This window comes from Sneathiella aquimaris (assembly GCF_026409565.1).
In the GTDB taxonomy this organism is placed as follows: domain Bacteria; phylum Pseudomonadota; class Alphaproteobacteria; order Sneathiellales; family Sneathiellaceae; genus Sneathiella; species Sneathiella aquimaris.
This window is the reverse complement of sequence record NZ_CP112881.1, coordinates 2010644-2037220: the sequence shown is the minus strand read 5'-3', so window position 1 is coordinate 2037220 and position 26577 is coordinate 2010644. Positions and strand designations below refer to the sequence as shown.

Annotated in this window: 28 protein-coding genes and 1 pseudogene; 11 read left to right on the top strand and 18 right to left on the bottom strand. The window is 46.1% G+C overall.

All coding sequences use genetic code 11. The annotated features are described in order from the left end of the window. Positions 1–13: 13 nt before the first annotated feature. The 3 genes from OIR97_RS09675 to OIR97_RS09665 all read right to left on the bottom strand — a co-directional run bounded on the left by OIR97_RS09675 (position 14) and on the right by OIR97_RS09665 (position 2022). Positions 14–649, bottom strand: a complete 636-nt coding sequence (locus OIR97_RS09675; RefSeq protein ID WP_169545436.1) for a MarC family protein — start codon at positions 647–649, stop codon at positions 14–16. 57 nt (positions 650–706) lie between these two features. Further along, positions 707–1132, bottom strand: a complete 426-nt coding sequence (locus OIR97_RS09670) for a hypothetical protein (protein ID WP_169545868.1) — start codon at positions 1130–1132, stop codon at positions 707–709. A gap of 626 nt (positions 1133–1758) precedes the next feature. Continuing rightward, positions 1759–2022 carry a hypothetical protein gene (locus tag OIR97_RS09665; protein WP_169545435.1) on the bottom strand — a complete coding sequence of 88 codons (264 nt, stop codon included), beginning with the start codon at positions 2020–2022 and terminating at the stop codon, positions 1759–1761. 769 nt (positions 2023–2791) lie between these two features. Between OIR97_RS09665 and OIR97_RS09660 the strand changes: the two genes are divergently transcribed. The 3 genes from OIR97_RS09660 to OIR97_RS09650 all read left to right on the top strand — a co-directional run bounded on the left by OIR97_RS09660 (position 2792) and on the right by OIR97_RS09650 (position 5705). Then, positions 2792–4201 carry an MATE family efflux transporter gene (locus OIR97_RS09660; RefSeq protein WP_169545434.1) on the top strand — a complete coding sequence of 470 codons (1410 nt, stop codon included), beginning with the start codon at positions 2792–2794 and terminating at the stop codon, positions 4199–4201. Between the two features lie 35 nt (positions 4202–4236). Further along, positions 4237–5049, top strand: a complete 813-nt coding sequence (locus tag OIR97_RS09655) for an alpha/beta fold hydrolase (RefSeq protein WP_169545433.1) — start codon at positions 4237–4239, stop codon at positions 5047–5049. A gap of 95 nt (positions 5050–5144) precedes the next feature. Continuing rightward, positions 5145–5705, top strand: coding sequence for a PadR family transcriptional regulator (locus OIR97_RS09650; protein WP_169545432.1), 561 nt, complete (start codon positions 5145–5147; stop codon positions 5703–5705). A gap of 507 nt (positions 5706–6212) precedes the next feature. Here OIR97_RS09650 and OIR97_RS09645 read toward each other — a convergent pair. From OIR97_RS09645 to OIR97_RS09620, 7 genes and pseudogenes are all read right to left on the bottom strand, one after another. Next, a complete protein-coding gene (locus tag OIR97_RS09645; protein ID WP_169545431.1) occupies positions 6213–6794 on the bottom strand; it encodes a hypothetical protein in 582 nt (193 codons plus the stop codon). A 165-nt stretch (positions 6795–6959) separates the two neighbouring features. Next, entirely contained in the window at positions 6960–7145 is a 186-nt protein-coding gene (locus OIR97_RS18805; RefSeq protein ID WP_169545430.1) for a recombinase family protein, read from the bottom strand. Positions 7146–7170: 25 nt separating this feature from the next. Beyond that, positions 7171–7752, bottom strand: a pseudogene (locus OIR97_RS18800) (recombinase family protein). Positions 7753–7833: 81 nt separating this feature from the next. Further along, positions 7834–8511, bottom strand: coding sequence for an ankyrin repeat domain-containing protein (locus tag OIR97_RS09635; protein WP_169545427.1), 678 nt, complete (start codon positions 8509–8511; stop codon positions 7834–7836). A 44-nt stretch (positions 8512–8555) separates the two neighbouring features. Then, a complete protein-coding gene (locus OIR97_RS09630) occupies positions 8556–9014 on the bottom strand; it encodes a heme-binding protein (protein WP_169545867.1) in 459 nt (152 codons plus the stop codon). A gap of 147 nt (positions 9015–9161) precedes the next feature. Beyond that, the gene (locus OIR97_RS09625; RefSeq protein WP_169545426.1) at positions 9162–9764 is read right to left on the bottom strand and encodes a response regulator transcription factor; all 603 of its coding nucleotides are present in this window, start codon (positions 9762–9764) and stop codon (positions 9162–9164) included. Further along, positions 9761–11296, bottom strand: a complete 1536-nt coding sequence (locus OIR97_RS09620) for a sensor histidine kinase (protein ID WP_169545425.1) — start codon at positions 11294–11296, stop codon at positions 9761–9763. The genes OIR97_RS09625 and OIR97_RS09620 overlap by 4 nt, the downstream gene beginning before the upstream one ends. Before the next feature lie 167 nt (positions 11297–11463). Here OIR97_RS09620 and OIR97_RS09615 point away from each other — a divergent pair, with 167 nt between their 5' ends. Continuing rightward, positions 11464–12207, top strand: coding sequence for a sulfite exporter TauE/SafE family protein (locus OIR97_RS09615; RefSeq protein ID WP_169545424.1), 744 nt, complete (start codon positions 11464–11466; stop codon positions 12205–12207). 55 nt (positions 12208–12262) lie between these two features. After that, a complete protein-coding gene (locus OIR97_RS09610) occupies positions 12263–12907 on the top strand; it encodes a hypothetical protein (protein ID WP_169545423.1) in 645 nt (214 codons plus the stop codon). On the opposite strand, the gene glmS is transcribed toward OIR97_RS09610, so the two are convergent. Together glmS and glmU are read right to left on the bottom strand one after the other, a co-directional pair. Beyond that, positions 12835–14658, bottom strand: coding sequence for a glutamine--fructose-6-phosphate transaminase (isomerizing) (gene glmS / locus OIR97_RS09605; protein WP_169545422.1), 1824 nt, complete (start codon positions 14656–14658; stop codon positions 12835–12837). The genes OIR97_RS09610 and glmS overlap by 73 nt on opposite strands. 31 nt (positions 14659–14689) lie before the next feature. Continuing rightward, the gene (gene glmU / locus OIR97_RS09600) at positions 14690–16027 is read right to left on the bottom strand and encodes a bifunctional UDP-N-acetylglucosamine diphosphorylase/glucosamine-1-phosphate N-acetyltransferase GlmU (protein ID WP_169545421.1); all 1338 of its coding nucleotides are present in this window, start codon (positions 16025–16027) and stop codon (positions 14690–14692) included. A gap of 112 nt (positions 16028–16139) precedes the next feature. Between glmU and OIR97_RS09595 the strand changes: the two genes are divergently transcribed. Continuing rightward, entirely contained in the window at positions 16140–16835 is a 696-nt protein-coding gene (locus tag OIR97_RS09595; protein ID WP_169545420.1) for an HAD family hydrolase, read from the top strand. On the opposite strand, the gene OIR97_RS09590 is transcribed toward OIR97_RS09595, so the two are convergent. Further along, complete coding sequence (locus tag OIR97_RS09590) at positions 16801–17778, bottom strand: alpha/beta hydrolase (protein ID WP_169545419.1); 978 nt, start codon at positions 17776–17778, stop codon at positions 16801–16803. The genes OIR97_RS09595 and OIR97_RS09590 overlap by 35 nt on opposite strands. Positions 17779–17861: 83 nt before the next feature. Between OIR97_RS09590 and OIR97_RS09585 the strand changes: the two genes are divergently transcribed. Beyond that, positions 17862–19058 carry a serine hydrolase domain-containing protein gene (locus tag OIR97_RS09585; RefSeq protein WP_169545418.1) on the top strand — a complete coding sequence of 399 codons (1197 nt, stop codon included), beginning with the start codon at positions 17862–17864 and terminating at the stop codon, positions 19056–19058. Between the two features lie 55 nt (positions 19059–19113). On the opposite strand, the gene OIR97_RS09580 is transcribed toward OIR97_RS09585, so the two are convergent. Beyond that, positions 19114–19914, bottom strand: coding sequence for a crotonase/enoyl-CoA hydratase family protein (locus OIR97_RS09580; protein ID WP_169545417.1), 801 nt, complete (start codon positions 19912–19914; stop codon positions 19114–19116). A 137-nt stretch (positions 19915–20051) separates the two neighbouring features. Here OIR97_RS09580 and OIR97_RS09575 point away from each other — a divergent pair, with 137 nt between their 5' ends. Together OIR97_RS09575 and OIR97_RS09570 are read left to right on the top strand one after the other, a co-directional pair. Next, positions 20052–21302 carry a D-amino acid dehydrogenase gene (locus OIR97_RS09575; protein ID WP_169545416.1) on the top strand — a complete coding sequence of 417 codons (1251 nt, stop codon included), beginning with the start codon at positions 20052–20054 and terminating at the stop codon, positions 21300–21302. Between the two features lie 59 nt (positions 21303–21361). Next, on the top strand, positions 21362–22249 hold the full coding sequence (locus OIR97_RS09570) for a DMT family transporter (RefSeq protein WP_169545415.1): 888 nt from the start codon (positions 21362–21364) through the stop codon (positions 22247–22249). Here the strand turns inward: OIR97_RS09570 and OIR97_RS09565 are convergent. Then, positions 22246–22650, bottom strand: coding sequence for a VOC family protein (locus OIR97_RS09565; RefSeq protein WP_219821714.1), 405 nt, complete (start codon positions 22648–22650; stop codon positions 22246–22248). The genes OIR97_RS09570 and OIR97_RS09565 overlap by 4 nt on opposite strands. Then, a complete protein-coding gene (locus tag OIR97_RS09560) occupies positions 22640–23062 on the bottom strand; it encodes a GFA family protein (RefSeq protein ID WP_219821713.1) in 423 nt (140 codons plus the stop codon). The genes OIR97_RS09565 and OIR97_RS09560 overlap by 11 nt, the downstream gene beginning before the upstream one ends. 125 nt (positions 23063–23187) lie before the next feature. On the opposite strand from OIR97_RS09560, the gene OIR97_RS09555 reads away from it, so the two are divergent. Beyond that, positions 23188–23799 (top strand): pyridoxamine 5'-phosphate oxidase family protein, encoded by a 612-nt coding sequence (locus OIR97_RS09555; protein ID WP_169545864.1) that lies wholly within the window; start codon positions 23188–23190, stop codon positions 23797–23799. 5 nt (positions 23800–23804) lie between these two features. On the opposite strand, the gene OIR97_RS09550 is transcribed toward OIR97_RS09555, so the two are convergent. Further along, a complete protein-coding gene (locus OIR97_RS09550) occupies positions 23805–24491 on the bottom strand; it encodes a hypothetical protein (RefSeq protein WP_169545414.1) in 687 nt (228 codons plus the stop codon). A 160-nt stretch (positions 24492–24651) separates the two neighbouring features. Between OIR97_RS09550 and OIR97_RS09545 the strand changes: the two genes are divergently transcribed. After that, positions 24652–25596 (top strand): AEC family transporter, encoded by a 945-nt coding sequence (locus OIR97_RS09545; protein WP_169545413.1) that lies wholly within the window; start codon positions 24652–24654, stop codon positions 25594–25596. 12 nt (positions 25597–25608) lie between these two features. Here OIR97_RS09545 and OIR97_RS09540 read toward each other — a convergent pair whose 3' ends face one another. Then, positions 25609–26481, bottom strand: a complete 873-nt coding sequence (locus tag OIR97_RS09540; RefSeq protein WP_169545412.1) for a nitrilase-related carbon-nitrogen hydrolase — start codon at positions 26479–26481, stop codon at positions 25609–25611. Positions 26482–26577 lie beyond the last annotated feature (96 nt).

The window sequence follows — 26577 nt, the reverse complement described above, 5'->3', positions numbered from 1 at the left end:
GATCTTCGTCTGCTTATCCAGCGAGCCCCGGCAATAAAACACTTAAACCTGTTGTTACCATTCCAACGGATACCGCAACCAGCATCATGCCCATTATACGCGTCACAATGATCCGTATCTTGTTGGAGAGCATCTTGCCAATCGCACTGGCAAAAAACAGAACGATCAGCATGATGGCCATGATCAATAACAACGATGCACCGTAAGCAACATACTGCTCCATCTTTTTCGTCTGATACGCATAAATGGTCAGGGTTGTAATCGTACCTGGTCCAACAATGATGGGAAAGGACATTGGATAAAATGCTACCCCACCCTCAGTATCCAGATAGTTTTTTTCCGTATTTGTTCCTGTATGAGACGACATCTCCCGACCGTTCAGCATGGAAAAAGCAATACCAAACAAAACAATGCCGCCAGCGATCCTGAAATGATCAACGGTAATACCGAAAAATCCGATAATATTATGGCCAGCAAACGCTACAACAATACACAGGATCGAACAGGACAGAACCGTCTGCACCGCAATAACACGTTGCTGTTTGACCGTTTCTTTACTGGTCATCGCCAGAAAGATCGGCAAGATCAAAAAAGGGTTCATAATTGCAAAAAGCGCCCCAAAAAACTTGGTCGCAAATATCATATCCATTCTAGGGGCCCTCACCAAAAAACGGTACCGCCACGCCGCACCCCGAGTGTTATACGTTCAAGGATTGAATATTTCGATAAACCATTTGGGTTTTATACGACCAAAATCCCTTCGAATGTTGTTTTTTAGCCCTTTTTTAGGGTCCATTACAATCGGATCGTTACCAAATCGCGTAAAAACAACCCAGTGCCAATGAGGTTTTCCCTTCTCTAAATGCCACTTCACCGCCAGAAGTGCCCGGTCTGGCAGACTTTCCCAATTTGTAAACGGGATTTCGTCAGGAGATAATTGCACCTTATAACTCTGTAAAAGCCGCCGGGCCTCAGTTGTTTCTGACCACAGGGTCGGGTTCTTTATGTCAATGTCCAACGCTTCAGCGCGGGCCAGAACCCGCTCATAGCTCAGTCCTGCAATCCATGCCGTACTCGCAAGGGCACAACCGGTTACATGCTGTTGAATAATGGGCGCGTGTGAGAATACCATAATGTCGTTAAATCGGTCCAATCTAAACCATTGATACCAGAGAAAATCATACCATAAAACTGTTCCCTTTTTACAAGCCCTCTTTTAAACGAAGACAATAGTCTGATTTATCAACGCTAACAGGAAGTACGGGCCCTGATCAGGACCCATGAGAAAGACGATTGTCTAAAATAAAAGGGTGTTACGTTCATCATTTCGTCAGCACTTTCGGCCCGAAGCGGACATTGGTGAATGTCGTAGGCACTAAGTATTGGTCAATTTTAATGAGGGTTTGCAGTAAGCCGCAACATGTCTAATATAATTTTATGAAACCAGCCCGGTATTCAGATCTTGACCGCGAGATCATCGTACTTTCAGCCGTTTGGGACCTAATCGGGTCAATGGTGCATTACGCTCATTTCGAAAAAAAGCATAGCCTAAGAGAAACGATTCTGATGTTTCAGACCTCCGAGTGTAGCAAACTTTTCTTGATCATTCTTGCCGACTTCCTTTCACTACCCAGAAGAGGCACGTTTGGTCTCTCCCACCGGCATGGTTCGGGAAGCCTTGCTAGGACTTATTTGGGAAACATACTTGATGTTAGCGCTAAGCCCCATTTCCGGGGAGACACAACACTACTAACTTCGTCAGCCAAATCCTTCGCTGAGTGGCTCGATGGATCGGTCAGCGTGGATAAGGTCTGGCTTCCATCGATTAACCGAGAAGGAACCATCACAGTCCAGCGGATGAATTATTTGAAGATATGTGGTACTGCGTCTAAGCACGGCTTTACCCGCCTCGGTGACATAGTTAGGAAAATTCAGAAAGTGTTGGCTGACAATGGCACTGACATCAATGAAGGTCAAAGTTATCTCGTGATCCCAGAATTTCAGGAATGGTTCCGAGATCATGTCTTCATGGCTAGTTCGACGACAGTAGCGTTTTTTTTGAATGAGATCCGCTGGGGTATTTACTACTATCTGCGGTCCGAGTTTCAACGCGCATACCAGCCCTATATGTTAGACGGCATTCAAGCCTACCGATTTAACGTCCCGACAGAAATCACTGATCCGCTTATCCGCTCTATGTATTGGGAGCTAATGAATAACGTTAGAAGTGAACCCTATTTTCCACGCTTTTCTGTACAGCCACGCTTGCTGGAGAGGTTCTGATTTGGGCAGCTCATTCTGAATATCTTGCGGCCCTTAGCTGCCGTTCATCCATCAATGCAATCATCATCCATAATCTCAGGAGCGAACGATCGCGCAAAGATAGTCAATTTGATAACTTAAAACGTGCCCTTCTTTAATATATTACCAGTCACGGCAGACGCAAATGCAAACCCTCAAATCAAACTGAGCTGGAGTAGAAGCGACCAGGCAAGTAGCCCTGGGTGGGTGCTATTGGAAGATGTCATGGGATTGTTTAACCCTTGTTTGCAGGCGCAATTTTGGCAAACTTGTGAGTTTCAACAGGCAATATACCAAACATATGAATTAGATGTATCCAATAGTGGGAAACTCCGCAAGTTTCAGCATCCTAAATCGAACGAGACAAAACAGATCGCACACCTGAATTTAGAAAACGATTACAACTAAAGAGAAATTTAGATTTGACATATATGAAAACTTGATGTTATAGCCATATACCTAGATTATAGGTATAATGGATAAAAATAAAATGACCTTACAAAATCTGGAAAAAGAAGCTTCTTTGAAAACGGCTTCCCCCTCAAACATTCTTAGCGACCCGATCTTTCCAACACTAGTTCGGCTTAGTTTGCCCAATATGGCTGTTATGCTGGCGTCAGCATTGGCCGCTATTATCGAAATGGCTTATGTCGGAAAATTTGGAACGTCAGCGCTCGCTGGTATTGCCGTTGTCTTTCCAATCATAGTTTTGCAACAATCCTTTTCCAATGGCGCTATGGGCGGCGGCGTGTCCTCTGCAATAAGCAGGGCTCTGGGTGCGAAGGATGAGGAACGTGCCCAAAATCTTGCCATTCATGCATTACTCATTGGCTTGATTGGCGGCGTTGTTTTTAGCGGCCTGATGCTGGGTTTTGGTCGCCCCATATTCTCTTTTCTTGGCGCACGGGAAGACGCAGTGGTTGAGGCGTTATCCTATGGAAATGTCATATTCTTTGGATCCGTCGCCGTATGGCAAACCAGTATGCTGATGTCTATTATCCGAGGTTGCGGTGATATGAAAATTCCTTCCCAAATCCTGCTCCTTGTTCTGATCATGCAGTCGGTTATCAGCGGTGGCCTGGGATTTGGTATTGGTCCTTTGCCTGAATTGGGGATGGCCGGTATCGCTTACGGTCATGTCATCGCCTTTACCGGCTCTTTTCTATTCCTGTTTTGGTATCTTTGGGCCGGAAAATCCAGAATTCCTCTCTCATTTTCCAACGTTAGACTTCAAAGGCATCTATTTAAAGAAATCCTGTATGTAGGCTTAGTTAGCTGTATTTCCCCCCTGCAGACTGTTTTGACAGTCCTGATCACCACTGGTTTCGTTGCTCATTATGGCAAGGATGCCCTTGCAGGATATGGGATCGGTGCCAGACTGGAGATGGTCCTTATCCCCATTGCCTTTGGCATTGGCGTCGCCTGTGTTCCAATTGTCGGCATGGCTATCGGGGCAGGAGATGTATCGCGCGCGCGCAGAGCAGCTGCCTATGGCGGTGGTTTGGCGGCGCTCATTGTTGGCCTCATAGGATTGATCGTTATAATCGCGCCGGGCTTATGGGCCGACATATTCACGTCTGATCCCAGAGTTCTTGGCGTTGCTTATTCGTACCTTATCTGGTCGGGACCGGCCTATGCTTTTTTTGGTCTTGGGCTATGTCTGCTCTTTGCCTCCCAAGGGGCTCAAAAAGTACTTGGGCCGGTGCTGGCTGGAACTGTTCGGCTGATTGTTGTCACTATCGGCTGCTTGTTCCTCTCGCAAATCGACGCGACACCACGGCATTTCTTCATGCTTGTTGGAATTGGCATGTCTATTTACGGAATTTTTGCCGCAATTTCTGTTTATCAAACAAACTGGAAGCCGACGACGCCCCCTCAAACTTTGGCAGTAAAAACCTAAACATAATCTAATTCATTCAAAAAAGGCGAGCCAATATGCCCACAAAAATTGTAAAAAAGATTCTCCCAATCCTTCCAGATACGCTCGCTTTGCGTATAATCGGTAAAGCCGCTGGCATTGTGAAACCACTTGATGTCCGCGAATTTGAACAGGCCGCGCTTTCGCAAGCAAAACCAATTTATCTGGGCCAAAAAAAGCAGATTCGAGCATGGGAATGGGGAACAGGACCGATCGTAGTTCTCATTCATGGATGGGGCGGACAGGCAAGTCAGATGGCACCGCACGCTATGGAAATCGCCAAGCGCGGTTTTCGATGTATCATATTCGACGTTACAGGTCATGGAAGATCGAGCAAAAACTACACGCAATGGGACTATTTTATCCGCGACATCACCGACCTGTCCAACTCCTTGAACGAAGAAATATATGCTTATATCGGCCATTCTGCCGGAGGCATGACCATGATGGCCGCCCATCATCACGGTCGCATTCAGGCCAAAAAACTCATTTGCGTATGTGCTCCCTCATTTCCGTTCCCGCCGATTGAAGGTGTGCGGCGCAAGCTTAATCCACGGGCCTCCGTGATGTCTTTATACAAGGCCCATATCAGTAAACAGTTTGAAATTCCATGGAATCAGCTGGAAACATCGGAATTCTACACCAACCCAACCTCCAAAATGCTATTGATTTATGACAAAAAAGACAAGTTTGTTCCCCATACAGAGGGTGACAAAATCCATACCCTACATCCAAACTCTTCTCTCGTTAAAACAGAAGAGTATGGCCATACACGCATTTTGGCGTCAGAAGAACTCAACACAATCGTCGGGGATTTTTTAAGTCACTAGCTGATTTGATCTATACAATTGACGGTGAGGGGCTCTTGCATTCTTGGTGTCATAAACCTACCATGCTCGTCGTCAAATTTGGATAAGGGCATGAAATGTCAACAAATCTACGGGAGGCGTTGGTGGGCTTGTTATTGGAACATCCCAATCACGCTTACAAGCTGAAACGCCTTCTTGCGCCGCGTGTCTCACAGTCAGAAACCATTAATGACGGTGTGCTTTATCCACTGCTGCGAAAATTGGAAAAAGAAGAAATCATCAGCGGCCGCAAAGATGTCAGTGCCAGCAACAGAACCCGAACAATCTATTCGGTGACTCCGAAAGGCCGGGACTGGTTCATGAACTGGTTGGAAAGTGATACCAATGAGGAAGAGGCAACTCTCTACGATTTTTTCCTGGGTAATCCGTTCTTTGTCAAAATGCAGTTCTTTGATCGCATTTCAAAAGAACAACGCTTCGAAAAATTATCAGCCCATCTGCAACGAACAAATACCAAACTCAAACTGTTTGCTGAAATTCGCACCGGAATGATAGAACGGGGCGCAGATCAAAACCGCATCGCCCTGCTGGATCTTGGTGCCGCCCAACAAAGATGCACCAAACGCTGGCTTACCGAACAGCTAAAAATTCAGCCAGATACTCACATTGGAAAATGATTGTGTTGCGCTAAATAGCAAAAGTGAAACGCAGTCACCGAGCAGAATATTATCCAATATATTTAAACTTTTACCGGTTGAGCGTAACATGATTCTTGAAGAAATTCCTGAGCGTTTGTTAGGACTAGTTATGAACCTAAATTATGAGATCAAGGCAAAAGATAGTAGCTATGACTAAAAGAAGGATCTTAAGAGCCCTAATGCAATTAGAGCCTTGAAAAGCGAAATAATCCGATCTTAAGAGAACGATATTATGAAGGGTCGCGCAAAAGGCTTTGGGCAAAGTTTCGGTTGATACAGTAATCACAGCGAAGTCTGCAATTGACTGAGTTTATTTGTGCTATGCAATATCAGCCAACGTCCGCTTCCCACCCGTGATGGGCTTTCATTGTAATGCCCTTAACAACCGCTTGTTGCCCATCCAAAATGGTCCGCTGAGCGAATGAATGCCAAATTCACTCAGATATCGAAATTAACAACTTTATTGTTCACCGACACGCGGTGGAATCAAGGCCCGTTCCCTACTCGACTGTAACGGACTTTGCCAGTAATACCAAGGTCATCATCGGTGAACAGAGGCACCTTTAACCCAATAGAAACAACGTGTTCCTTGTCTTCTGGAAGGTGCTGAACGTCGATACGTTCAACGACCTGTGACAGCCATTTTTGTTTTTTACGTTTGTTGAAAGCGTTTAAACGGTCAAAATCAACCACCAGACTTTGCAAATTCAACAACCAACCGTCTTCGTTACTTTGGTGTTTATAGCATATTGAAGCCTGTTCCAACAGTTCCAGTACCGATTGTCGTTCAGTGTTTAGATTGTCAGAAACTCGGTCGTAGATACGCTTGGGGGTCTTTCCCATGCGATCATCGGTTTCCACATCAGCCAGTGACGTATCAATGGTGTCTAACTGTTCTTCAAGATTATGAACACGCTTGCGAATTGCAGCACGACGCTTCCTGTAACTGTTGTCGATGCCAAATTGTTCTGACAACTGGTTATGAATTTCTGATGGGTCAGATAAAGTTCCCATAATCGTATCCCAAACGATTTCATCTGTACGAAGAATGTTTAGGGATTTGATCATGTCGCAACCTCTGCCGCGTTTCCATTTTTGTTTATCCTGCGGTGGGTTTAACTTCCAATTACGTTCATTACAGGAGCAGTAATAATGCTGTTCGCATCCATCATTACACTTTCTCGCTGACATAAAACTACCGCAGTGTGCACAGTACATGAAATCCCGTAACAGTTAGAAGTGTTTGGTCTTATTGATTTGACCTTTGCGTTTCAGAATTTTCTTACGTTTATCTTGAGCGCGGTTCCATGTGGCTTCTGAAATGAAAGCAGGACACTGACATTCCAACGGCTCTATCATTTTCTTGTCACGGTAGGTGTATCGTCCGATATAGAGTGTGTTTTGAAGAATTTTTTGCAAAGAACCTAATGACCATGACGCTTTTTTAACGACGAGGCATTACACCGTTTTCTTCCAATTCCGCTTTGATTTTAACGTTGGGTACCCCATCCAGATATTGTTCATAGATACGTTTAACCCATTTGCTTTCATCTGGGTTTTCTTCAAGCATACCATCAACAAGTTTGTACCCAAAAGGTGCGGGTCCACCCATCCAACAGCCAGCCTGAACTTTCTTTAATTTCCCGATTTGGCTTTTTTCAGAACGAAGCGCATTATCATACTGGCTGATCTCTGACAGAATTCCGATAATCAATTCATCCATTGATGATGAAAAATCAATGGCACCTGATGCTGTATGAAGTTTCACCCTGTTTTCTTTGAGTTTCCATCGTATCCCGCCCTACGTTTTCTGGTTGCGGCTTAGTCGATCAGTATTGAAAACAAAAAGGTGGTGAACTTTTCCATCTTCTATTTCAAGCAATAACTTGCGAAGAACTGGTCTATTGTGAAGGTCTTCAAACCTTGACGGTTGCCCACCCTCATTCCAAAGTTTATAGGCGAAACCGAGTTCTTTCGCCTTTGCGATCCCAAGTTCTTCTTGGGTCTGTAAAGACGTTCCTTGCATTTCCTGAATAGCCGATGAAACGTGAAGTATTTTTGTCATAAAGCCCAGAATACTGGGCTTTTTTTGATATTCCAGAGAAGTTTATTCAAGTAAGTGAACGATCTCAGTGTAACCTCTTTGTCGAGCATGTGAAATTGGCAAAACACCTTGATTGTCAGTAATCGCTTTGTCAGCACCAAAAGCCATAAGCAGTTCGACAACCTTAATATAATTGCTGCTTCCGTTCCCTAATATGATCGCTTCCAAAAGCGCGGTCCAACCGAGATTGTTCACATGGTCAATGTTTGAACCCGCTTTCAGTAGCATTTCCACGACTTTGACATGACCAAGGTGAGCCGAAGCGATTAATGCCGTGCCCTTATATGGGCTGGTTGTATTCTTGGCATCACCGCCTGATGACAAAGCCAGTTCCAACATTTCAATGTCATTTGCTACTGCGGCTATTGTTACGACATCATACTCGTCGTTTTCAAATGCATTTACATTACTCCCTGCTTGAACAAGCAGTGTAAACATCTCTTCGTTAGACTCATACGCGGCAATGTGTAGTGCTGTACGACCAGCCGTATCTCGTTGTTCAAGGTCGTCACCTTGACTTATATATTTTTGTGTCTTTTCAACATCACCTTCGATCACTGCCTTAAAGAAAGGTGAATATTGAGTGACTTCATCGGAAGACGGTGGGGTCTGTGCCTTGCTGTCGGATGCAGACAGAAGGTAAATGCTAAACAATGTGCAATATACAAACTTCTTCAACATAGTCTTATTCCTTTCACAATTCACATACCCCGATCCGATTTTAATTATTCAGCACCAATAGCAGCCAAGCCAACTTGTGCGCATTTTTCATCTTTGTCGCCACCCGGTGCGCCACCGACACCAATGCCACCAACCAACGCACCGTTGATTTTAATCGGTAGTCCGCCGCCGAGAATGACCAAACGAGAGTCCATGTCACGAAGACCGTCCAATTCACGGTGATCTTTCAGGAAGTTTGCCAGCCCCATTGTCGGGCGACCCATGCTTGCTGATGTGAAGGCTTTACCTGTGCTGCTACCAACCGTGTGGGGACCAGAGCCATCGGCTTTGAGCAAAACTTTTGTCTCGCCAGAACGTGCAACAATCGCAACGCTAACATTGAACCCATCGGCTTTACATTGTTTGATCGCGGCACTTGCTGCCTTTTGTGCCATTTCAAGCGGCAGGTACGGTGCAGTCGGCAGGTCTGCTGCTGTTGCAGATGTTGTCATTGCTGCACCCATTGCAGCGAAACCAAATTTAACAAATGTAGAACGAATGTTTTTCATAACCTTAACTCCATGATGTGTTGTTCTGGAATTAAGATATGACTTTTGTGTTGGTGTGGTAATTCGTAGGGTAACGACTATGTATCCGTAGTGCTACGGATACTATAAACCGGCCTCAATAACGATCCGTGCCATTTCAGCAACGGATGTTGTACCAATCTTGTCTGCAATTTTTGCACGATGGCTTTCTACTGTTCGTGGAGAGAGGTCAAGACTTGATGCGATCTCTTTAGTAGTCCATCCGCGCGAGATCATTTCAAGAACCTCTTTTTCCCGTGGCGTAAGTTTTTCAACCAGCGAAATGACTTCATTTACTTCTTCTTGTTTTTGGTTCTCGCTTTGAAGGACTGCTTCACTTTTTTGGATAGCATCAATCAAGTCCTGTTCATCAATCGGTTTGCTGATAAAATCAATGGCACCGTTTTTAAATGCCTTGCGACAAGCGTTGATGTCGCCATGACCACTGATAATAATGATAGGATACGAACAGTTTGCCTCCACCAGTTTTTCTTGCACTTTCAAACCTGAAATCATGGGCATTCGAATATCCATGATGATACACCCTGCTGACAGGGTTGGAAGGTCATCCAAGAACTTCATAGGGTCCGCAAATGTCGTAACATCATAGTTAATGGTTTGTAATAGCAAACTCAATCCGTCACGCACGGCTTCATCATCATCGACCAGATAGACCCGTGTATTCATTGTCCTGTTCCGTTGTCTTTAAGAGGAAGTTTCACAAGTGTAGTGACCCCACCACCATCATTATTTGAAATTTCAATCTGTCCGTTGTATCGGTTGATGATGTTTTCACATAGGGATAATCCCAATCCCATACCCTTTTCTTTGGTGGTGTAAAATGGCTCGAAAAGGTGCTGTAGTGTCTCTTCATCAATGCCTTTGCCATTATCTTTAACCATGAAAATTGCGTATTGTTGATCAATGTATGTCGATAAATGAAGATACCCTGACTCGACCCCCTCCATCGCATCTACTGCATTTCGTGATAGATTGAAAATCACTTGTTCAATCGCAACATGGTCTGCCTGAATCATTAAAGGGTTAGAATGGAGTGTGGTTTCAATCGTTACACCCTTTTCTTTTAAATCTGCTTTCGTTAAATCACGGATACCTTCAGCAACAGAATTCAGGTCAAACGTTTCAATCGTTTCAGTGCTATGGGTGGTCCATGTTCGAAGTCTCTGAACAATATCTCCGCCTCTTTTCGCTTGCTTGGATATGTTTCCAAGCACCTGTTTCAAAGTCTCAAGGTCATCCGGTCTTGCATCAATTAGACGAACTCCTGCCTGACTTTGACTAAGGATCGCTGTTAAAGGTTGAGTGATTTCATGTGCCAAACCAGAAGCCATTTCACCCAATCCATTTATTCGTGATGCTTGTGCGATTCTTGCTTCATGTTCACCAAGTAATGCTCGTTCTTCGGCAAGTCTTGTTTTTTGTCGCTGTGTTAAAAAGGCTTGGCTGAACACAATTCCTAACACCATGAATAAGATAACAGGCAGAATTGTTTGCCACCGGATATAGTCAGTTACATTCAGATGCAGCGTAACAACTAATGTCAAGGGCTGACTTCTGCTACCTAATACCTTTGAAAAGGAAATGTTTCGAGTAAATCGATTCGTGGCTTCAAGTTGTCCCACAGAGTAAACAGTCATGCCAGAATTTGTTTTTAGGTCGATTTGTGTATTTGAATTGAAATCCAGTTCATTCTCTATCAATTTCTCAGCATTGATAAATAGTGCTAACCCATATCTTGCATTATCCGAATTGGGAGAACGCTTGACTAAAAAGTATCCATTTGATGCCGGGATGATCTGTAGTCGACCATCAGACGCAAAGGCTGCATCATTAATCGCACGGGTATCGTCTTGTGCTAAATGGGAGTACCGAGTTGAAAAAACTGTTTCAGGGTTGTTTTTGTCCAACTTGATCAGGTCAACATGTTCAATGCGTGAGTAGAATTTCCGAATTGTCTCCGATAAATTCAACATCATCCCTTCTAATGGTTTTTCATTTGCTGAGGCTAATGCAGACAACCCTGTTAAGTGAGCATCATGCTGATCAGCACGTTGCGAAACAAGCCGATGCAGTGATGTTGCTTTTGCATTCAGTCCAGTGCGAATAGAATTGAAGTCTCGGTATGCAAGTATGCTTAGAACTATTGCCGATACGAGAACCCATGAAACGATATTCTTATGTTTTAAAAAGTGTTTCATTAAAATAATTGAACTCTCAATTTCACCAGACAGATCAATACAAAAAACGGTGAATTTAATACCTGTCCCCTCAAGGTAGTGTAATTGAGATTTTCAGAAAGAACCAAATCGTTTATTCAAAGATGGAATGCATAGTCTAATTTGAAATTTATATCCGACGGTATTTGATGTTTGAAACCTCACTATTAATTTTATCGGCTTTCTTAGCAGGCGGCTTAAATTCCATTGCAGGAGGAGGTAGTTTCCTGACGTTTCCTGCTTTGGTATATGTTGGATTGCCATCAGTATCCGCTAATGCCACGAGTGCTGTTGTTGTCTTCCCTGCTTACCTCAGTGGCACTTTTGGTTTTATGAAAGAGCTGAAAAATTTCGGATTAAAACCGCTTCTCACATTAGTGTTCATCTCGATTGCTGGTGGAGTTTTAGGTGCGACTTTACTCCTCATCACTCCGAATGAAATTTTCAGAACCATTGTTCCTTATCTTCTGATATTCGCCACTGCATTGTTTGCATTTGGGGACAAAATTACGGCACTTTTACCACGAAATAGAGTTCTCACACCATTTAAGAGCAATGCCATATCTCTTATCGTAACAACATATGGGGGCTATTTTAACGGCGGTTTAGGTATTGTTCTGCTGTCGTTATTTTCGGTCTTGGGTTTTAAAGACATTAACTTGATGAACGGATTGAAAAACTTACTGTCGTTCATCCTTTCAATTGCATCAATAGTTACATTTACTATAGCAGGGATTATTAATTGGGACTGGGCACTGATCATGATGATTTCAGCAACAGTGGGTGGGTATGTTGGTGCGCTCCTTGCACGAAAGTTATCCAAAGAAATGGTTCGTCGGATAATAGTCGTTGTCGGGATTTTAATGGCAATTGCGTTCTTCGTTACGAGTTAGCCGAATAAACCCACCGCAGGATAAACAAAAATGGAAACGCGGCAGAGGTTGCGACATGATCAAATCCCTAAACATTCTTCGTACAGATGAAATCGTTTGGGATACGATTATGGGAACTTTATCTGACCCATCAGAAATTCATAACCAGTTGTCAGAACAATTTGGCATCGACAACAGTTACAGGAAGCGTCGTGCTGCAATTCACAAGCGTGTTCATAATCTTGAAGAACAGTTAGACACCCTTGATACGTCACTGGCTGATGTGGAAACCGATTATCGCATGGGAAAGACCCCCAAGCGTATCTACGACCGAGTTTCTGACAATCTAAACACTGAACGACAATCGGTACTGGAACTGTTGGAACAGGCTTCAATATGCTATAAACACCAAAGCAACGAAGACGGTTGGTTGTTGAATTTGCAAAGTCTGGTGGTTGATTTTGACCGTTTAAACGCTTTCAACAAACGTAAAAAACAAAAATGGCTGTCACAGGTCGTTGAACGTATCGACGTTCAGCACCTTCCAGAAGACAAGGAACACGTTGTTTCTATTGGGTTAAAGGTGCCTCTGTTCACCGATGATGACCTTGGTATTACTGTCGGAGAACGTTATCGGCACCGATCAAATCATTCGACAGTAACGGACTTTGCCAGATTGCGGGGTTGGTCCACATCGGTGCCTTTTAGAACCGCGACATGATAGGCGAGTATCTGAACAGGGATTGCGTACAGGATCGGAGTGACAAACGGGTCCACCGTCGGAATTTCAATCGATCCCAAGGCATGTTCGCCCAGTTGCTTCATTCCTTCCGCGTCCGACAGGAAAATCACCTGGGCATTTCGCGCCATGACTTCCTGCATGTTCGATGCTGTTTTTTCGAAGAAATGATCGGTCGGTGCAACCACGATGACCGGAACGGTTTCGTCTATCAGCGCGATGGGGCCGTGTTTCAGCTCTCCCGCCGCGTATCCTTCCGCATGGATGTAGGACAGTTCCTTTAATTTCAGTGCCCCTTCAAGGGCAATGGGATAACCGGGTCCACGGCCGATATAGAGAATGTCTCTGGCTTCAAAGATTTTTTTGGCAAGCTCACGAATAGCGCCATCATGATCCAGAATTTCGGCAGCCCGCGCGGGCACCTCGGAAAGGGCCGAACTTAAATGCGCTTCTTCTTCGGCGGACAACGTACCCCGCTTCACACCAGCATCAATCGCAATACAGGCAAGGGTCACCAGCTGGCAGGTAAAGGCTTTTGTCGAGGCAACCCCGATTTCTGGCCCTGCTTTGGTATGAAAGACAAAATCCGACTCGCGCCCCATCGAGCTTTCTTCAACATTGATGATACTGGCAATATGCTGGCCTTGTTGCCGGGCATAGCGTAATGCTGCCAACGTGTCGGCCGTTTCTCCCGATTGGGAGATAAACATTGCCAATCCGCCTTCTGGTAATGGCATACTGCGATACCTGAATTCAGAGGCGATATCCACTTCAACCGGTAAATGGGCCAGACGTTCAAACCAGTATTTGGCAACCATGGCGGCATAATAGGACGTTCCGCAGGCTACAATTGTTACTTTTGGCAGGTCCGTCCAGCTGAACGGAAGATCAGGCAATGTGATGGTCCGTGATTTCGGGTTAAAAAACCCGTTCAGTGTTTCCCCGATCACCGCCGGCTGCTCGACTATTTCCTTCATCATGAAATGACGATGGTTTCCTTTGCCGATCATCGCACCTGAAAGCTTGGTGAGCTTGATTTCCCGATCAACCTGTGCACCATTTCCATCATAAATGGTTGCCCCTTCCCGGCGCAAAACCGCCCAGTCATCTTCTTCCAGATAGGAAATCCGGCTGGTAAGCGGTGCAAGCGCCATGGCATCAGAGCCGAAAAACATTTCGCCATCCCCCCAGCCAATGGCAAGAGGGGCGCCACGCTTGGCGCCAATCATCAGATCATCTTCCCCCTTGAAGATAACGGCGAGCGAAAAGGCGCCCTGAAATTTTTTAAGAGACAGTGCAATGGCTTCTTCAGGTGTTTTGCCATCCTCCAGAAAACTGGTAATGACCCAGGCGGCTATTTCCGTATCTGTTTCTGATGAAAAAGAATAGCCCCGCGGCTCAAGCTCAGCGGCCAGTTCCCGGTAATTTTCAATGATCCCGTTATGCACAAGGGCAACAAGCGGTGTCATATGCGGGTGAGCATTGGTTTCATTGGGAACCCCATGGGTTGCCCACCGGGTGTGACCAATACCGGTAAGCCCGGTCAAGGGATCATCAGTTACGACTTTCTCCAGATTAACAAGCTTCCCCTCTGCCCGTCGGCGGTCCATCAAACCACCCGTCTGGACGGCAATGCCCGCACTGTCATATCCCCGATATTCAAGCCGTTTAAGGCCACCGATCAGAGATGGGACAACATCTGTTTTGCCCAAGACACCGATTATTCCGCACATAGATCCTCTTATCCGCTAAAAAGCTTCTGAATTATTTCTTAAGCCGGGCTTTCATTGCCCGAAAACGTTTTGCCCATCCCGCCTTTTGGGTTTCCGAGGCCCGCTCCACCATCAACGCATCCGGCGCCACTTCTTTTGTAACAGTGCTACCGGCCCCGATGATTGCGCCATCCCCAATCTTGACAGGTGCAACAAGGGCCGTGTTGGAGCCAACAAACGCACCGGCCCCAATAACCGTCTTTGCTTTGTCATAACCGTCGTAATTACATGTAATCGTGCCGGCCCCTATATTAGCCTGTGCGCCCACATACGCATCCCCGATATAGGAAAGATGGCTGACCTTGGCTCCATCGTCCAAAGACGCTTTTTTCACCTCAACAAAATTTCCAACTTTCACCTTTTCGCCAAGGGCGGCGCCGGGCCGCAAGCGGGCATAAGGACCAACCTGCGATTTGACGCCAACTGTCGCACCTTCGATATGGGAAAAGGCTTTGATGCGCACACCGTCCGAAATGGTGACACCTGGACCAAAGAAAACATTGGGCTCGACAACCACATCCTGCCCCAAAATTGTGTCATGGCTGAAAAAGACACTTTTAGGATCAATCAGCGTTGCGCCCTGTGTCATGGCCTGTTTGCGCCAGCGTTCCTGCGCAATTTCTTCTGCTTCGGCCAACTGAACCCGGTTATTCACGCCCAGGAGTTCAGTCTCCTGACCCTTGACCACCTTGCAGGTCAATCCTTTTGAACGGGCTATCGAAACTATATCCGTTAGGTAATATTCACCTTTGGCATTTTCATTGCCAACCGCTGAAATCAACCCCTCAATATGTTCTGACGAAATCGCCATAACGCCAGAATTACAGAGCCTTACCGATTTTTCTTTATCTGTTGCATCAGCAAATTCAACGATCGCTTCCAGATCTCCAGCCTCGTTTGTCACCAGTCGGCCATATTCCAGCGGGTCCTCCGGCTCAAAGCCCAGAACCACCACAGCATTGCCCGTTGATGCCCGGCGTGCCTCGATCATCGTCCGCAATGTTTCCGCTGTTATTAACGGTGTATCACCGTACAGGACCAGTATATCCCCGACAAAGCCTTCCAGGTCAGGAAGGGCTGCGGCCACAGCATGACCGGTTCCAAGCGCCTCTTTCTGCACAGCTGTCTGTGCTGGGGCCACTTCTGCCCGCACGTCATCCATACCCGGTGCTACAACGACAATGTTTTTGGTCGCGTTTAAAGTGGAAACAGTATCCAGCAAATGAGACACCATTGCCCGTCCGGCAATTTGATGCAGTACTTTTGGCATTTTCGACTTCATGCGGGAACCCGCACCAGCCGCCAGGATAACGGTCGCGATCGCTGTCATTTAGTCTCTCAATATAAAATATTGCAATAGATCAACTTTTATCTGTTGATTGCACTCTTACACAATGATTACTTTGCTCCCAAATCAAACAATGTTACGGGATTTTTCACAAATGCACCCTATGAACCTGCTTTTTGATCTGGATGGGACCCTTTTGGATACCGCGCCAGATCTTCACAATACCCTAAATCATTGTTTGAAAACATTTGATAGAGACCTCGTATCTCTTGAAAGTGTCAAACATATGGTTGGTCAAGGCGCCCGTGTTTTGCTGGAAAAAAGCCTGAAAGCGACAGGGGGGTTACCTGCCAATGATGAATTTGAAGAACTGGTTACTCTTTTCTTTGATCATTACCGGGATCACCTTTCCGTTCATAGTTTTCCCTACCCTGCTGTAGGCGAAACGTTGGACCACTTGCAAAAATCTGGGTGCAAGATGGGTGTTTGTACCAATAAACCCTATGAATTTGCCAAGACGATCATTCATGATTACCAAATGGCGGATTATTTTTCCGTTATCACGGGCGGGGATAGTTTTGATACCCGAAAACCCGATCCTGCCCATATTACCAAAACGCTGGAAATACTTCCCCCGTTGAACGGCCCCTCGGTCATGATCGGGGATACCCACAATGATATCGATGCGGCAACGTCCGCCGGAATTTACAGCATTGCTGTCACCTTTGGGTATTCTCAAACCCCCGCGGATCAACTGGGTGCCACTTTTATGATTGATCATTTTGATCAATTGACCGGAATTTTGGAAAAAATCTCTAGGCATCATCTGGAAAAAGCGGAAGGGTCCTGACTTTACTGCCCGACGGGATTTCTTTCTTCTCGATCCAGCTACGGATATCTTCCCAGACCACTGGGGCCTGCAAATCGCGAAGCAAAAGATGCCATCCCTTTTCATACAGGACGATATCAGCGCTTTTCGGTAACCTGTGCACCACATCTTCAACCGGTTTCTTTGGGATGACCTGATCGTTTGCGCCATATAAAACAAGGGTCGGCAACGTCATTTCTTCTGCGCTTTCATAGGCCTCATCCATTAGACCAACCAAACCGTATACGGCATCCAAACGCGTCTTTTTGATAAAGTATGGATCGCGACCAAGATTTCTTAGCATGGGAATGTTGTCAGAGGCCTGTATACCAAGGCCTTTTCCCGTTGCTTTTACCGAACCAAAAACATGAGCACTTACCCATAAGCTACTCTTATAAAACAGATTCAGGCTTTTCCAGCCCCACACTGCGGGTGCTGACAGGATAACACCATCAACCTCTGGAAAATCGTCTTGAGTGATGGAGCTCATGACAACGGCACCGCCCATACTTTCGCCCAATAGGTAAATGGGTTTGCCGGGATGCCGAGTTTTGATGAGCGCAACAAGCGATGACAAATCCCCGGTTAAACGGTCGCTTGTCGCCCAAATTCCCCGCTGTTCTGTTTCCCCAAATCCCCGTTGGTCATAAGCGTAGGTTGTCAGTCCTTTTTGCATCCACCAGCTTGCTGGAAAGGAAAAGCCGTTTCGATAATCGTTAAACCCGTGAACCGCAACAATCACCGCTTTCTCGTCCTCAAGGGCCGGCCATTGTTTGATCGGCAATGAAACACCGTCTTGTGCAATAAATTGATTTTCTTTCAGTTCCGGCGCCTGATTTATCGTTCCTGAACGTTGAACCATCGGTGAACAGGCACCAATGAAAAGCACAGCAATGACAAAACAGTATTTTAACTTGTAGCGCATTTGGATCACGTCCACTCTTTTACGATTGATTGGTTTATATTCTAGTGCAACTCTATGAAAGGATGAAAGGGGTTCCCTAAATCATGCTCGCTTTATTACACACGGCCCTTCTGAGCCTTTTCTTAATCGTTTTAACAGGGGGAATGGCGGCAGCAGACATTAAAAAGATGACACCGGCGCATAATGTAGGTGGGTATATCGATGTGGGACCAACCGTGGATTATGTTTTTCAGCCCTCGCCTTTTCCCAGTGAATTACAGGTTGCCAGCGAACAGGCGCGAAAACAGTTTTTTCAAAACGGGCACCAGAAGAACCTGCAGGACTATTTAAAGGCCTATCCTGCCACAACAGCAATCCTTGCCATAGAGGCCGGCCAGATATTGTATGAAGCATATCAGGGCGCTGGATCTGAAAACTCTGAATTTTATAGCATGAGCATTGCCAAAAGCCTGACCAGTCTTGCTGCCGGACAAGCCGTTTGCGGCGGACTTATCCCATCCCTCGATCAGAGCGCCAACAAGTTCGTGCCTGAGTTTGGCGAAACACCCTTTGGCCACGCGACTGTTCGGCACCTGTTGACCATGAGCAGTGGCGCCTATCAATCCGCCAGAAGTGGCCAGCCTAAATTTACCGGCGGCATTGGCTCAAACCCCAGAACAGGAAAACCCTTCAACGGTTATTCCTGGCCAATCCGTTTGGGTCAGGTAACGGTTTCCGACATTCTTTGGGGCCCACTATGGGAACGGATTGAAAACAAAAACGTGCATTCTCCCGGAGACATGTTCATCTATAAAGGGGCAGATACGCTTGCGATATCAACAATTGTAGAGCGCCGTACCGGGAAACCCTTGGCCGCGTATTTTGACCAGATGATATGGCAGAAAACCGGCCCTGAAGGCCCTGCCCACTGGGAAGCCGATCGAAATGGAGCGACCATGGCGAGTTCAGGGTTTCAGGCCCGCCTTAAAGATTGGGGTCGCCTTGCCGTCTGGATCCTAAAAGAACGCAAACAAAATACCTGTTTTGCGGAGTATTTAAAGAAAGCCACCACCACACAAATCACCTTTCCCAGCACCCTGAAAACATCTTTCAGAGGATATGGGTATCAATGGTGGACCGATAATAAGAGGGCACCGGGATTTTGGGGGTTGGGTTATGCGGGCCAGATGCTGGCACTTAATCCGGAAACAGACAAAATCATGATAAAATTCAGTTACCGACAGGACGCCGGATCCGGCCTTCAGTTTATGTCCATTTACGATCAGTGGAACAAACTTTGAAGTTCGCCGTTTGAAATGGGTCAGCAATCACATGATGATACTGACCCATCGATTGTTATTTCCCTTTGTAGTCGCCCGGGCGTTTTTCAAAAAACGCGTCAATTGCTTCCATATGATCTTCAGTATAGTGGCTAAGGGCTTGAAATGCTGAAGACATTTCCAAAAGGCTGTCGAGGCGTGTATGTTCACCTTCCCGCATCAGTTTTTTAGACAAACGCAATGCATGAGGGGGATTTCTGGCAATCCGTCCCGCAAGCTCATTCGCCGCCGCCAAAAGATCGTCATCTTCAACAACGCGGGAAACCATACCATATTCAAGGGCGGTTTCCGCATCAATGACATCCCCTGTAAAGGTCAGTTCAGCCGCGCGGCTTCGACCAATTGTCCGGGGTAAAAACCAAGCGCCGCCATCACCGGGAATAATCCCCAAAGCAACAAAGGTTTCGCCAAACTTGGCTGATTTACCAGCAATTCGGATATCACACATACAGGCAAGGTCACACCCGGCACCAATGGCGGGTCCGTTTACTGCCGCAATTGTTGGCACTTCCAAATTGTAAAAGGCCAGCGGGATCTTTTGAATGCCGTGACGATAGCCTTGCCGCAGTTCTGTCGGAGATCCTGCGAAAAGCCCTTCCTTGTCCCGCATATGCTTCACATTCCCGCCAGCAGAAAAAGCTTTGCCTTTCCCTGTCAGGATCACACAGCGGACGCTGTTATCTTTGTTAATTCGCTCCGCAGCATCGACAAATGCGCGAAAAATGAGATCGTCAGAGAGGGCATTTCGCTCCTCCGGACGATTGATCGTGAGGGTTACAATCCCCTCATTCTGTTCATAAATTAATGGTTCAGTCATGATCCGATAACTTTAGAAGAGTTTTGCCGTCTTGGAAACAAGATAGATATCCCTGTCACTTTTTTTCATTTTTGGGTGGGGTTCCTTAACGGGATTGAGTATGGTGCACCGCAAGTGACAACTCGGGAATTCTCATCGTGAAAATAGCAGTCCTTGGAGCCGGCGTTACAGGCGTAACAACAGCCTACTCCCTTGCCAGTCAAGGATACGCGGTCACTGTATTTGATCGCCAGCCTGCCTCCGCCGAAGAAACCAGTTTTGCAAATGGGGGCCAGATTTCTGTTAGTCAGCCCTTCCCATGGTCCAGCCCTGATTTACCGCGCAAACTCATCCGCTGGTTAGGCCATGACGCCGCCCCGCTTGTATTTAAAATGCAGGCTGATCCCTATCAATGGGCATGGGGTGTTCGATATCTTTTGAATTGCCGGACCAGTTTGTTTTTTAAGAACGCAGAAAAAATTGTTGAGCTGGCCAAATACAGCCAACTCGCTTTGAATGATCTGATCAGCGCAGAAAATCTGAAATATGACCGGGAACAAAGAGGTATCTTAAAGCTGTTTGAAACAGACAGAGAAGCAGAAGACGCCCTGGCCCGGCAAAAATGGCTGCGCGACCATGGTGTTGAACAGGAGTTTCTGTCGCGCGAAGGCTGCATGGATATTGAACCATCTCTTCACAATACAGCCTCCAACTTCATTGGGGGAACCTATTCAAAAGGGGATGAAAGTGGTAATGCCCGAGCCTTTACCAAAGCCCTTGAAAGTATTCTGAAAGAAAAAGGGGTGCAATTTCACTATTCCGCAACAATCAACGGCTTTGACACCACAGCCACAACCATTGACGCGATGATTGTAAATGACCAGACAGAACGTTTTGACGCCTTTGTGTTATGCTCTGGTGCTTTCAGCCGACCCATTGCTCAAAAGGCCGGGGTCAACCTGCCGATCTATCCGGTAAAGGGTTATTCTGTCAGTATTCCGGTGAAAGGCGTCAATACCGCCCCAATGACAAGCATCACTGATGAAACCCGCCATATTGTAATAAGTCGCCTAGGGGATACCCTTCGTGCCGCTGGAACAGCTGAAATTAACGGGTATCAGACAGACCCTAATTCCGTACGGGAGGATATGGTCCTTAAATCCGTTATGGACCTGTTTCCGGAATGCGGAGATCCTGCCAAAGCTACACGTTGGGCAGGGTTACGGCCAATGACAACGGATAGCGTCCCTCTGGTTGGCCCAACCAAAATTAAAAATTTCTACACAAATACCGGGCATGGTCCGCTGGGTTGGACTCTCGCCTGCGGGTCAGCAGACCTGATCGCTAAACATATTGCCGGAAAAACAACAAAGCTTGACATCTTGGGGTATTCAGTTGATCGTTTCTGATCATTAGGACAGTCGTTATCCGTTGAAAATGTCCGCAAACAATAAGAACTGGACAATCAATGTCTGCTCCATCCAACGCATTACCAATAACGCAGTCCTATCAAGGGATTTTGCTGTATTGCACCGCAATTTTTCTGTTTGTGTGCATGGACAGTATCGTAAAATACACGGCGCAATTTTACGATCCGTCACAAGTCGTATGGGCCAGATATTTCTTTCACATGGTGTTGATGACATTGTTTCTTGCCCCCAGTCAAGGCATGAAACTTATCCGAACCAGCAATTTGAAATTGCAGGTTTTCAGGTCCATGCTGCTACTGGGCGCGACAATCTGCTTCTTTACAGCCCTTAAATATGTACCCCTCGCCGACGCCGGTGCCATGGGCAGCACATCTCCGCTCTTTGTGACGGTTCTTTCCGTTTTAATATTAAAGGAAAAAGTAAGCTTTCGCCGCTGGAGTGCTGTTATCATTGGATTTATGGGGGCTTTGATTATCTTGCGCCCCGGACTTGGCATTGTTCATCCTGCAATGTTTCTCGTCGTTGGCATGTCTGTTTTTTATGCGTCTTACCAGATCGCGACCCGGAAACTTGCGGGCATAGACAGTTCTGTAACCACCCTGTTTTATACGGCGCTTGTGGGAACGGTTGTGATGTCCATTGTTGCCCCTTTTGTCTGGACAGCGCCAGATGCCAAAGGATGGGGTTTGCTGGCTGTGATCGGGTTAATCGGTGGGGTCAGTCATTTTGTGATCATTAAAGCGTTCTCTTATACCTCTGCGTCAACGGCCGCGCCATTCTCCTACACCCAATTGGTCTGGACTGCCATTTTCGGGTATTTTGCGTTTGGAGATTTGCCGGATCAGTATACAATTTTAGGCGCGATTGTTATTGTCGCCAGTGGCCTGTACATCCTGTATCGGGAACGTGTTCGCAAACAAACTTAATTTTTGATTTGGCTGACAAAAGTGGACTCGTCCCGAAAGGCCACACGGTTTCCGTCAGGGTCAAATATATTAATACACTGACCCCACGAATTATTGGTAATTTTGGCGTCAATGTTCTTTGATTTCAAATAATTAAGGGTATTTTCCATACTTTTTACATTAAATCGTAATTTGGTCGGATTTTGTGAAACTGTTTTTCCAGAAGGAACCGAAACACCCCCTGTTTCGATCATCAGATAGGTTCCAAGGCATTCCAGGCAGGCAAGCCTAAAACCTTCTGACTGCTCTTCAAACAACAGTTTCAAGCCCAGCACCTGCTTGTAAAAAGAAACACAGGCGTTAAAATTTTCCGTGTTTAAAATGATGCCGGCCCGAGCAATCTGCAAGGAGTTACCCTTCATTGTCGGCCCCCGGATAATAATCATAAACAGGGACATCCTGTTCAAGGGAATAATAGGATTTGCGGCCTTTGGCAAAAACATGCATGGAAACAGGCAGATCAACATCCCCATCAAGGCATCCGACAAAAATGCTCCTGTCCTTGTTTCCAGCCATTTGCCAGAAAAGGCTGCTTCCGCACTTTTCGCAAAAGCCGCGTTTTGCATGGCTGGAGGATTGAAACCATCGCAACCCTTGATCTTGAGAAAATTCAAAATTCTCGATCGGTGCTGCTGTCGCGGCAATATGATGCCCGCTTGCCCGTTGACATTGGTTACAATGACACATGATCAGATCTCGAAACGGGCCTGTCACACGAAATGTAACCGCCCCGCACATACAGGCTCCTGTTTTCGTTTTCTGCCCTTGTGACATGCCTCATTATCCTTTCAAAATAATCCCCATTCAAATGGACGGGAAAAACTGTCTTAGTCTTGAAATAATTTTTTGGGTAGTATGGTGCGATTCCGGCAACGAAAAAAGTAAAACCAGTGAAAAATATGCACTTGATCACATCCATTGAGCAATTGGAAAATCTGTATCAGCCACCTGCGTCGACCTCCTTGGAAAAAGAAGTCACCAGCCTAAATCCTGTTTATAGACGATGGATCGAACAATCGCCCTTTTTTGCCTTGGCCAGTTCGGGTAGTCAGGGTCTTGATTGCTCTCCTCGCGGGGACGTCAAGGGGGAGTTGTTCCAAATCATCGACGACCAGACTCTGGCCATCCCGGACAGACGCGGAAACAACCGGATTGATACTTTGCGCAATATTGTTGAGGATCCAAGGGTCGGGTTGCTGTTTATGATACCGGGGATCAATGAATGCCTGCGTGTAAATGGGAAAGCCCGGTTGACCACGGATCCCCAATGGACCACAAATTTTGAAATGAACGGAAAACGGCCAACCTGCGTTATACTGGTAACAATCGAAACCGTATATTTTCAATGTGCCCGCGCGCTGATCCGATCTGACTTTTGGAACCCGGATTTATTTCTGACACAAGACCAAGTTCCAACTGCCGGCGAAATGGCGAAGTCCGGAAACCCGACATTTGATGCCATAAACTATGATCAAACCTTGCTTTCGCGGCAAAAGAAAACACTCTATTAAATAGATTATGACGGGCCCAATGCCTGCACAGCATCTTTGTTGATGGGCTTGCCATCTGCGGCAAATAAATAGCAATCTGAATATTCAGACTTTTGTTTACAATGGACCAGTGCCGCCTGAACAGCCGTCTGATAGGCATCCGTGCCGTTATAAAAGGACCAGCCTGTCGAATACGCATTTGCACTGACAAAAAATGCAGACGCGTCATATTTTTCAGATGCCTCAATATAGGTTTTTGCCAGTTTAATCTGTCTGCTGGACAGTTTAAAGCGGTCCATTTGATAATCGATCACCGGCGTATTGGTAAGATCAACGGTCTTTGATGCGACATCGAGGAGTTCCTTTTTTCGTTTGGGATCGAGCCCCGTCCATACAATGACACCATCCACATCAAACAACCGGCAATTCCCACTTTTTGCGTGTTCTTCACATTGAATAATTGCCTTGTTCCTGGCGGCATCAACCCCATCCAGCTTCCGTACAGAATTCCAGGAAACCGTGTCAGTTGTCGGGTCAAAGGCAAACGCGCGTGGGTTGTCGTTTCCTAATTGGAAACCGGTCCGATAAGCCTTATAGCTTGAAACAAAACCATCCTTGAAAAAATAGATATCCCCGCTGCCATTTTGGACGTCTATCGTTTGACATCCTGCCAAAGCAAAAGACCCCAGAAATATTCTGGCAATTATACTCATTGTGTTCACGAACGCCCTGCCCACGGGATATAACGCTTTCGATAAAGCAGTTTTGAATACCCTTTAATACTGAATTATCTAAAAACAATACCCGTACTGCATTTTTTTGACAAGACTAAATTTGTGTATAGGATGCCATCAAAAAAAAAGGGATCAATGCATGGATATTGGTGTTCTGTTAAACGGCTTTTTACCTGTATTCGGCATCATGATGCTCGGTTTTTATCTTAAAAGCCGTGTTTTGAAAGACGACAGCCAATGGATTCCCATTGAAAAAATAACATTCCTGATTTTGATGCCCTGCTTTATCATCGTCGCTCTGGCCTCGGTCGACATGGCCTCCCTGGATGTTTGGCCATTTGTCCTGACATTACTATGCGCGTTAGCCACCACCTTTGTGATACTTGCACTGCTTTACCCCTCCCTTACCCGTAAGAACAAACAGAAAATAGCGGCCTATACCTCCCTGTTTCAAACATCCACACGGTTCAACGGTTTTATTGCCCTCGCATTGGTGGCCAGCCTGTACGGTGAAAATGCAACAGCCATTGTTGCACTGGGCTTAATCACAATGATCCCACCTATCAACGTGGTCAATATTACAGTCATGACGTGGCTCCTGACCGATAAACAGATTGCACCCGGTCAAATCCTTCTCAAGATCCTGAAAAACCCGTTAATCATTGGATGTCTGGTCGGCATTGCTATTAATCTAAGCGGTTTGTCGCTTTGGCAACCCGTTCATGAGGGCCTGACAATTCTGGGGCGGGCCTCTCTTGGCATTACACTTCTTACGGTCGGCGCCGGATTAACACTGGGCAATCTGGAAGCGATGCGCCTTAAGCTTCTTCTGGCCTGCTTCTTCAAATTGGTTTTTATGCCTGCTTTGGTTCTTGTAATTGCCCTGTTACTGGGCATCAATGGGCTGGAATTAAACATTCTGATGATCCTTGCTGCCATGCCAACTGCTGCAAATGGATATCTGTTGGCCAGAGAAATGGGAGGAGACGCACCGCTTTACGCAAACGCCTCTTCCCTTCAGGTTATTTTATCCCTTATGGCGATTCCCTTCTGGCTTGAATTTGCCCAGCGGGTCACCGCATAAGACCGGGACGGTTTAACTGACGTGATCGTCCGCCAGATCCAGATAAGTATCTGGGCGCCGATCCCGGAAGAACTGCCAGTTGTTGCGGATCTCGCGGATCATATCCATGTCCATATCAGCAACAATCAATTCGTCTTTGTTGTCAGATGCCTGAACAATCAGTTCACCACGCGGATTGACGATATAGGATGACCCGTAAAATTCACCAATATTCCACGGCGCTTCGGTGCCAACCCGGTTACTGGCACCAATGTAAACACCATTTGCAACGGCCGAGGCGGGTTGCTCCAACTCCCAAAGATACTGGCTGACCCCTTTTACGGTTGCAGACGGATTAACAATATATTCAGCACCATTTAATGCAAGAGCCCGCCATCCTTCTGGAAAGTGCCGGTCATAACAAATATAGACACCCAGCTTGCAATAAGCCGTATCAAAGACAGGCCATCCACTATTTCCGGGGCGGAAGAAGAATTTTTCCCAAAAGCCTGCGACTTGCGGAATGTGGGTTTTACGGTATTTACCCAGATAGGTGCCATCCGCATCGATCACCGCTGCCGTATTGTAATAAATCCCTGTTTTCTCTTCTTCATAAATTGGGACAACGATCACCATGTTATATTTCTTGGCATATTCTTTCATCAGGTTGACAGTGGGACCATCAGGCACTTTTTCAGCGGCCGCATACCATTTACTATCCTGTGACGGACAGAAATAAGGTTGGTTGAATACTTCCTGGAAACTGAGAACCTGAACGCCTTTCTGACCAGCTTCTTCAATGAACGGAATATGCGCCTCGATCATCAGATCACTGATTTCTTTTGGCGACATATCTGTATTTCCTTTTAATCCTACCTGGATAAGACCGGATTTTACGATTGCCATGACACCTCTCCTGTTTGCTGTTTTATGCCGTTTAGGATGACAAAATACATTTTTTGACCAATTGGTCAGGATTTTAACTATCCTTTTTTAAAAGGC